This is a genomic window from Aminobacterium sp. UBA4834, assembly GCF_002400205.1.
In the GTDB taxonomy this organism is placed as follows: domain Bacteria; phylum Synergistota; class Synergistia; order Synergistales; family Aminobacteriaceae; genus Aminobacterium; species Aminobacterium mobile.
The window spans coordinates 24,875-31,532 of sequence record NZ_DHFC01000005.1 but is presented as its reverse complement, the minus strand read 5'-3'; the positions used below and the strand labels follow the sequence as shown (position 1 = coordinate 31,532).

9 protein-coding genes are annotated in these 6,658 nt (G+C 39.5%); 2 read left to right on the top strand and 7 right to left on the bottom strand.

The window, feature by feature from the left end:
• Positions 1 to 120: 120 nt before the first annotated feature.
• Both B3L97_RS02415 and B3L97_RS02410 read right to left on the bottom strand, forming a co-directional pair.
• Complete coding sequence (locus B3L97_RS02415) at positions 121 to 828, bottom strand: SAM-dependent methyltransferase (protein ID WP_024822206.1); 708 nt, start codon at positions 826 to 828, stop codon at positions 121 to 123.
• Between the two features lie 246 nt (positions 829 to 1,074).
• Entirely contained in the window at positions 1,075 to 1,509 is a 435-nt protein-coding gene (locus tag B3L97_RS02410; RefSeq protein WP_024822205.1) for a hypothetical protein, read from the bottom strand.
• A 90-nt stretch (positions 1,510 to 1,599) separates the two neighbouring features.
• Between B3L97_RS02410 and B3L97_RS02405 the strand changes: the two genes are divergently transcribed.
• Positions 1,600 to 2,031 carry an OsmC family protein gene (locus B3L97_RS02405; RefSeq protein ID WP_286847617.1) on the top strand — a complete coding sequence of 144 codons (432 nt, stop codon included), beginning with the start codon at positions 1,600 to 1,602 and terminating at the stop codon, positions 2,029 to 2,031.
• 251 nt (positions 2,032 to 2,282) lie between these two features.
• A complete protein-coding gene (locus tag B3L97_RS02400; protein ID WP_024822204.1) occupies positions 2,283 to 2,630 on the top strand; it encodes a nucleotide pyrophosphohydrolase in 348 nt (115 codons plus the stop codon).
• Between the two features lie 12 nt (positions 2,631 to 2,642).
• On the opposite strand, the gene B3L97_RS02395 is transcribed toward B3L97_RS02400, so the two are convergent.
• Genes B3L97_RS02395 through B3L97_RS02375 form a run of 5 tightly spaced genes read right to left on the bottom strand, consistent with a single transcriptional unit; the run spans position 2,643 to position 6,649 of the window.
• On the bottom strand, positions 2,643 to 3,047 hold the full coding sequence (locus tag B3L97_RS02395) for a translation initiation factor (RefSeq protein WP_286847618.1): 405 nt from the start codon (positions 3,045 to 3,047) through the stop codon (positions 2,643 to 2,645).
• Between the two features lie 13 nt (positions 3,048 to 3,060).
• Positions 3,061 to 3,555: an NUDIX hydrolase gene (locus tag B3L97_RS02390; protein ID WP_286847619.1), complete on the bottom strand. Its 495-nt coding sequence runs from the start codon at positions 3,553 to 3,555 to the stop codon at positions 3,061 to 3,063.
• A 19-nt stretch (positions 3,556 to 3,574) separates the two neighbouring features.
• Positions 3,575 to 4,516 carry a M23 family metallopeptidase gene (locus B3L97_RS02385; protein WP_286933664.1) on the bottom strand — a complete coding sequence of 314 codons (942 nt, stop codon included), beginning with the start codon at positions 4,514 to 4,516 and terminating at the stop codon, positions 3,575 to 3,577.
• Positions 4,513 to 5,823 (bottom strand): thymidine phosphorylase, encoded by a 1,311-nt coding sequence (locus tag B3L97_RS02380; RefSeq protein ID WP_286933661.1) that lies wholly within the window; start codon positions 5,821 to 5,823, stop codon positions 4,513 to 4,515. Before B3L97_RS02380 ends, B3L97_RS02385 begins: the two co-directional genes overlap by 4 nt.
• Positions 5,816 to 6,649 carry a purine-nucleoside phosphorylase gene (locus B3L97_RS02375; RefSeq protein ID WP_286933658.1) on the bottom strand — a complete coding sequence of 278 codons (834 nt, stop codon included), beginning with the start codon at positions 6,647 to 6,649 and terminating at the stop codon, positions 5,816 to 5,818. The genes B3L97_RS02380 and B3L97_RS02375 overlap by 8 nt, the downstream gene beginning before the upstream one ends.
• Between the last annotated feature and the right edge of the window lie 9 nt (positions 6,650 to 6,658).

Genomic DNA, 6,658 nt, shown 5'->3' with positions numbered 1-6,658 from the left:
CTTTATCATCATTCCCGCTCTATGACAAGCGAAAACGGGCTATGGACTGGACACAGTGTAAACTATAGCCATTAAAAGTTTGTCTTTGGTTTTTTATATGCAACATTATCGATATGTTATTCATTTTACTGTTGCTATTAACCCTATGGTGTCAAAATATTGGTTATTTTCAGCTTTCATCATTTCTATATCTCTTTTCGCGTGTGGATTGTCACATTCTAACCAATCTTCCCATGCTTTTTCATGGCAAGACAAAGATAGGCTCTGCTCTATTTTCACCTTCTCAGACTCTTCCCATAAAGAATGCCACCAACTTCTTGAATAAAAATTCATGTCTTCTTGCCAATAAGGTCTCAATACTTCAGGAACATCATTAAAAAAATCCTTTTGCAATCCAGGAACGGCAATTGCTATAATGCCACCTTTTTTAGTTAAGGGGACTATATATTCGTCTAAGAAGCTTCTTTTAGCACCAAAATAGTGATATGCATCTATACTAATAATCGCATCAAAAAAACCTTTAGCATAGGGCAATTCGTGAGCATCTGCATGAATTGGAATAGTTTTATGGTCAAGTTGAACAAGCTTGAACCGTTCATAATTTTCTGTCGCATCAATCCATAGGTCTGTAGCAAATACTTCAACATCATATACCCCTGCTAGAAAAATTGATGTTAGTCCTCTGCCGCAACCCAAATCTAAGACACGCATCCCCGAATGTAATTCTACTGAAGTTAAAAGCTCATCAAGAATTCTGATACAATTAGGTCCCATCATGTTTTGAAGTAAGAATTCCCGAGTAAATAAATCTTCTCTTTTGGTTTTCATTTTTTACATTCCTCTCTTATTTGTAGGGTTGTTTCCTCCTTTTTTCAAAACAGAACAGAAAGGCTCGACTGACTCTTTCACCTCGTCTGACTGATACCTTCTAAATCTAGCGAACACCATATATTAAATTCAACGAGCATAAAATATCTTGCATCGACCATTCTTGAGCAAATAATATTTTTTGAATGTATTGTAATGTAATAATATATTAAAATACACTTCTTATCTAAAACAGGATTAATCTATTTATAAACCTACCTTGACAATGCATTTATCATCATTCCATAACGTTTTTCGAATAGAAAAAGTAGAATCAGGTTTTATACTCCTAATCATAGCCTCTATTGGGGAGAGGCAAAAGAGTTGACACGGACTATTTGTTCCCATCTTTTTACACATAGAACACAACGTACAACTCATATTCACTGCAAAAAAACCATCTGCAACATCTTCACAATTCCAACTGGCACAACCAAACAAACTTTGTACATTTACAAATGCTCGTTTAGGATCCTGGACACCAAATTTTCCAGCTAACATCGCTCCATTTTCCATTTGTTCATTGCGCTTCTGTTCCGTTATTTTCTCTAATATCCCCTCGTTACTATATCGTAAGGTTGAATCAGCAAGAGCAGCAACATAACACAACTGTAACATCTTTAATTTTTCTTCTAGATTCATAATAGAGCCTCCATATTTGTTTTTTATTTTTTACAAATGATCTTATTGTAGCAATATAAAATTTAGTCAATTAAAGGAAGGGGAATTAATGTGAATAATAACCAGTCAGAAGTAAATGTAAAACTAACAAATCAAAAAGTTCAATTTAATGGCGTATCAAAAACTAATCCTGACCATCCGATTATTTTTGATTACCTGCCCCCTTTAGGTGATGGACGAGGTTATAAAGGTCTCGAATTATTACTAATGGGTTTTGCAGGATGCGTAAGTACAACGATTGTGTATTTATTGAGGAAAATGGGGAGAAATGTCTCGGGATTCAGGATGAATGCAATAGGCATAAATAGAACTCAACCTTTATCGCTCCAAAGGATCGATTTTGAAGCTATTTTAGAATCTAGTGACGCTAGTGAATTAGATCTTCAAAATACAATATTGCAAGCAGAAAAAATATCTCCTGTATGGATAACATTAAAAAAAAGTATTGAGATTAGTACAAAATCCAGAGTTATAAAGGTATAAAGTTATGCTAAAACTAAATCGTTTTTTCTAACAGCTAGCAGCCTTAGTACAAAAAATACATACGAAGTACGCTACTAATCCACTAAGTGTTGCAAATTTAGTAGATGCAACATTTCTAAAAGGTCTTTCACATGCTGTTGCCATTTTCCCCCTTCACTCTTCTATGGTATTCTTATAATGTTAAGTTAAGTCTAGTTGAGAGAGGGAGTATATCCCTCTCTCTTATCGTTTTTTTATGGAGGTTATTCTATATGGATGTAGAAAAAATACAAAAACGCTTGCGATTTTTCACCGCAGAACGAGATTGGGAGCAATTCCACTCCCCTAAAAATTTAGTGATGGCTCTAGCTGGTGAAACAGGCGAATTGGTAGAACTGTTCCAGTGGCTCTCAGAAGAAGAATCTTACGAAATAGCCAAAAAAGAAGATAAGATATTCGTTGAGGAAGAAGTTGCTGATATAGCCATTTATCTCCTCCGTATTTGTGACAAGCTTTCTATTGACTTAGAGAAGGCTGTAAACAATAAAATAGAAAAAAATGGGATAAAATACCCCGTCGCTCTTTCAAAAGGTAAAGCCACGAAATACAACCGACTTTAAGAAGCGATACAGTTAAAGGGATATATTTTTGCTCCCCTTTTCTTCCAAAATTTTTTTAATTCGGTCTCGCTGATCTCCTTGAACTACTATGAGGTCATTTTCTACTGTGCTACCACATCCAAGGCTTCTGCGCAAACAACGGGCCAAAACTTTTTTTTCTTCAAGAGTCCCTGAACGGGTTTCTACAATCGTAACCGTCTTCCCAGAACGTCCTTTTTTCTCAATTCTAAGAACTATTTTCCCCTTTAAAATCTCCCCGAGAGAAACATCCTGACGAGAGAGAAAATTTTCCTCAACTTCGTCATTGTGCTTCTTTTCTTCTAAAGACAACTCCGATTCACCTAAAAGAGAACGGAAAGGATTATTATATAAAGGTTCGTTATCTAACTTGTATTCATTATTTTTTTTCCTCGCCATATGTTTCGCCTCTTTAAATATCTTTTAAGTAGTCTAGGGTCGACCGTATAATTTCTCCATTCTTTAAAGTTACAATCTGCCCCTCAAACGGTTTTCCCTTTCTCGCAAATACAAAGGGGGCTATTTGTAAATAGTGAAGGTTTGTATCTTTAAGAGCGAAACTCGCATCTATATCGTACCATTCCACTCTCCCCTCTTCTCCACTCCGAAGTTCTCCCGAAAAAGAATGGCAAGTAAAATAGAATGTTAACGTTTCATGCCCCTCGCCCTCTTGATAGTTATGAACAACTCCTGCCAGTTCTAAAGCACATGGGACAAGTCCGGTCTCTTCTCGTACCTCTCGTATACACGCTTGAGATATACTTTCCCCTCGCTCTTTCTTCCCGCCTGGCACTGTTAAAGTTCCTTTGTAGGGATCTTGCTCTCGATGGATAAGCAACAGCCTATTCCCTTCGATAATGAAACAAAAAACTACTATAGAATTATAGGCATAGTCGCACATGTTCATACAAAAGCCTCCCTGCCTTCTATTCTAAAAAATATTTTTGATTCCGAGAAACAATTGGTTCTTGATCTAATAAAAAGAGAGGTGCTGGATCTACTAATTGCCCTTGAAGGGATAGAGAAAAGTGAAGATGAGGCCCGGTTATTCGCCCTGTTTGCCCACTCTCGCCTATGACGTCCCCTTTTTTAATGAAATCTCCATTTTTTACATACGGCCTGGATAGATGCCCGTATATAGAAATAACACCAGAACCAGAGTCTATAAAAACAGTACGCCCACTAAAATAATGATCAGCCACCAACACTACTTCACCACCAAGAGCGGCTTTTATTTTAGTTCCTTGAGCTGCTCTAAAATCCACGCCAGCATGAGGACTTGAAGGCCTCCCGTTAAGAACTCTTCTCTTGCCATATACGCTGGTAACTGCGCCATCTACTGGTTTGAAGAGAGGTAACTCCCAGTGAGATTCCTTGTTAATGTGAAGGAGCACTTTACGGGTTTCTACACGTTCTTTCGCTATTCTCTGCAATGCTGCTTCTGGAGGCGTTACCATATGGTTAGGGAGAGTAAGATGTTCTTCTGGATAGGTTTTCACCTTTATTATCAAGGGGAACTCCAAGTGTTTCTGCTCCCCTTCTGCCACTATTTTTACAATCAAAGTAGCTTTCCCAGGGTAAGCCGTCCTTACATTTGTCCCTAAAAGGAAATCTTTCCTCTGTTCTGATGAAGAAGGCAAGAGTTCGAAAGGGATAATTTGGTCGCACCACACAACTTCTCCTGAAACAGGGCCTTCCAGAACTGTAATAGAAAGAAGGAAAGGGACTCCAATTTCTACGTCAAGTGGGCACGAAACGGTTATTTCCCGCCCTTGGGCAATGGAAACCGATCCAAATAACAAACAAAAAGATAGAGCTAACACTTTAACGATAGATATGTATGAATAATGAAAGAAATTAGATTTCATGCGTTAACAATCTCCATTATAAGTTTTTGTGGCACAGGTTTCTTTTGAGATATAGAAACTACCTGTTGAAAAAAAGGTAAAGCCTGCTCTAGTTTCCCTTCCTCAGAGTAATATATTTTAAGTAAAGAAGTTCCTTTTTTTGCAAAATCTCCTATTTTTCCACATATTTCTATAGCTATAGATAGATCTATAATATCTTCCTTTGTCGCCCTTCCGCCACCAAGACGTTTAATTCCTTCCCCCACCTGCCGAGCATCTATAGAGTTGAGGTACCCATCGCGATCTGCAGCAATAACATACTCGAATGGGGCTCGTTTCAAGAAAAGCTCAGGGGTATCACATACCGCTGCTTCTCCACCTTGAGCCTGAATAAGTTCTTTGAACTTCTGCAAGGCTGCTCCATTTTTCAATACTTTTTTACATTGACAAAGCCCCTCTGCAAAAGTTTCTGCTCCTCCCCCCAAATAAAGCATGGCTCCGGCGAGATGCAAACAAAGGGTTTCAGTATCAGCGGGACCGCGTCCGTGTAAGGTTTCTATGGCTTCCAATACCTCCATACTATTCCCTACCCATCGCCCTAAAGGTTGATCCATTGCCGTGATCAATGCCATACTTTCCCGACGAAGAGATTTTGAGAGAGAGACAAGCATTTGCGCTAAAGCTCTGGCCTCTTCTAGATCTGTCATAAAAGCTCCCTTACCGCACTTTACATCAAAAACAAACCGAGAGGCTCCTCCCGCTAATTTCTTACTCACGATGCTGCTGGCAATAAGAGGAAGAGACGGCACAGTGGCCGTTACATCTCGAAGAGTGTAAAAAAGCCCCTCTGCTGGTGCAAGTTCTAGAGAGTGACCTGAAATAGCGCATCCAATATGGTGTATTTGTTCTATAAAGTTTTCGAGAGAGAGATGCACATTCATGCCAGGTATAGCTTCCAGCTTATCTACTGTCCCACCTGTAAAGCTTAATCCTCGTCCTGAAAGTTTAGCCACTGAAACGCCAGCAGCGGCAACAAGTGGAACTACTACAAGGGTGGTCTTATCCCCCACGCCACCTGTACTATGTTTATCTACAATTTTAATATCAGAAGGGAACTCTACTTTATGACCAGAAGAAGCCAAAACCTCAGTAAAGGACCTAAGCTCGCTTTGGGAGAGTCCTTGATGAAACACTGCCATAAGCCAAGCACTTACTTGATAGTCTGGAATACTTCTCTGATAAAATTTTTCTACAAAAGTCTTAAGTTCTTCTGGAGAATGAGCTCTGCCATCTCTTTTATCTTCAAGAAATCGTAAAATATCAAACATTTCCCACTCCGATTTTAGCAAGAAGGCCACGAAGAAGAGTGGTCAACGCACCTGTAGCTTTATCCATTTCTCTAATAACTTCCTCTTCCGATAGTTTTTGCGCTGTAATACCTGCCGCATAATTAGCTATACAAGACAGCGCGAAAACTTTCATTCCCATAGCATGAGCAACTATGGTTTCAGGTACAGTAGACATCCCTACAGCATCTGCCCCAAGAGTTCTACACATGCGCACTTCTGCTGGGGTTTCATAGGATGGGCCTGAAAAAGCAATGTAAACGCCGCGTCTTACAGTTATACCCTCTTCTCTCGCCACTGCCTCTCCTATATCCAACAGGTCTCTATCATAAACATAAGACATATCTGGGAACCGCTCTTCTTTCTCTGAGAAAACTGGACCTACGAGTGGGTTAACTCCCATAAAATTAATATGATCATAGAGCATGACTAAATCGCCAGGGACATATCCAAGGTTGATCCCTCCAGAAGCGTTGCTGGCGATAAAATAAGGGATCCCCCACTCACCTAAAACACGTACAGGGAAAACAATGTCTTGCATAGAGTAACCTTCATAAAAATGCACCCGCCCCTGCATAACAGCAACATAGACGTTGCCGAGGAAGCCACACACAAGGCGACCTGCATGACCAGGAGCAGTGGAAATAGGCCAACCAGGAATTTCTTTATACGGTATGATGACTGGGTGCTGGATAGAGTCAGCAAGTCCTCCCAATCCAGAACCAAGAACAAGTGCTGCCTGAGGCTGTGTTGTCACTCTTTTTTTGATGTATGTTAAGGCTTCAAGAACTTTTCTCTTATAATCCATTTCAGCACC

Bases quoted from the DNA above. Each gene is read 5' to 3' on its own strand.
- B3L97_RS02415 (WP_024822206.1), bottom strand. From the start codon at position 828: ATGAAAACCAAAAGAGAAGATTTATTTACTCGGGAATTCTTACTTCAA.
- B3L97_RS02410 (WP_024822205.1), bottom strand. From the start codon at position 1,509: ATGAATCTAGAAGAAAAATTAAAGATGTTACAGTTGTGTTATGTTGCT.
- B3L97_RS02400 (WP_024822204.1), top strand. From the start codon at position 2,283: ATGGATGTAGAAAAAATACAAAAACGCTTGCGATTTTTCACCGCAGAA.
- B3L97_RS02395 (WP_286847618.1), bottom strand. From the start codon at position 3,047: ATGGCGAGGAAAAAAAATAATGAATACAAGTTAGATAACGAACCTTTA.
- B3L97_RS02390 (WP_286847619.1), bottom strand. From the start codon at position 3,555: ATGAACATGTGCGACTATGCCTATAATTCTATAGTAGTTTTTTGTTTC.
- B3L97_RS02385 (WP_286933664.1), bottom strand. From the start codon at position 4,516: ATGAAATCTAATTTCTTTCATTATTCATACATATCTATCGTTAAAGTG.
- B3L97_RS02380 (WP_286933661.1), bottom strand. From the start codon at position 5,823: ATGTTTGATATTTTACGATTTCTTGAAGATAAAAGAGATGGCAGAGCT.
- B3L97_RS02375 (WP_286933658.1), bottom strand. From the start codon at position 6,649: ATGGATTATAAGAGAAAAGTTCTTGAAGCCTTAACATACATCAAAAAA.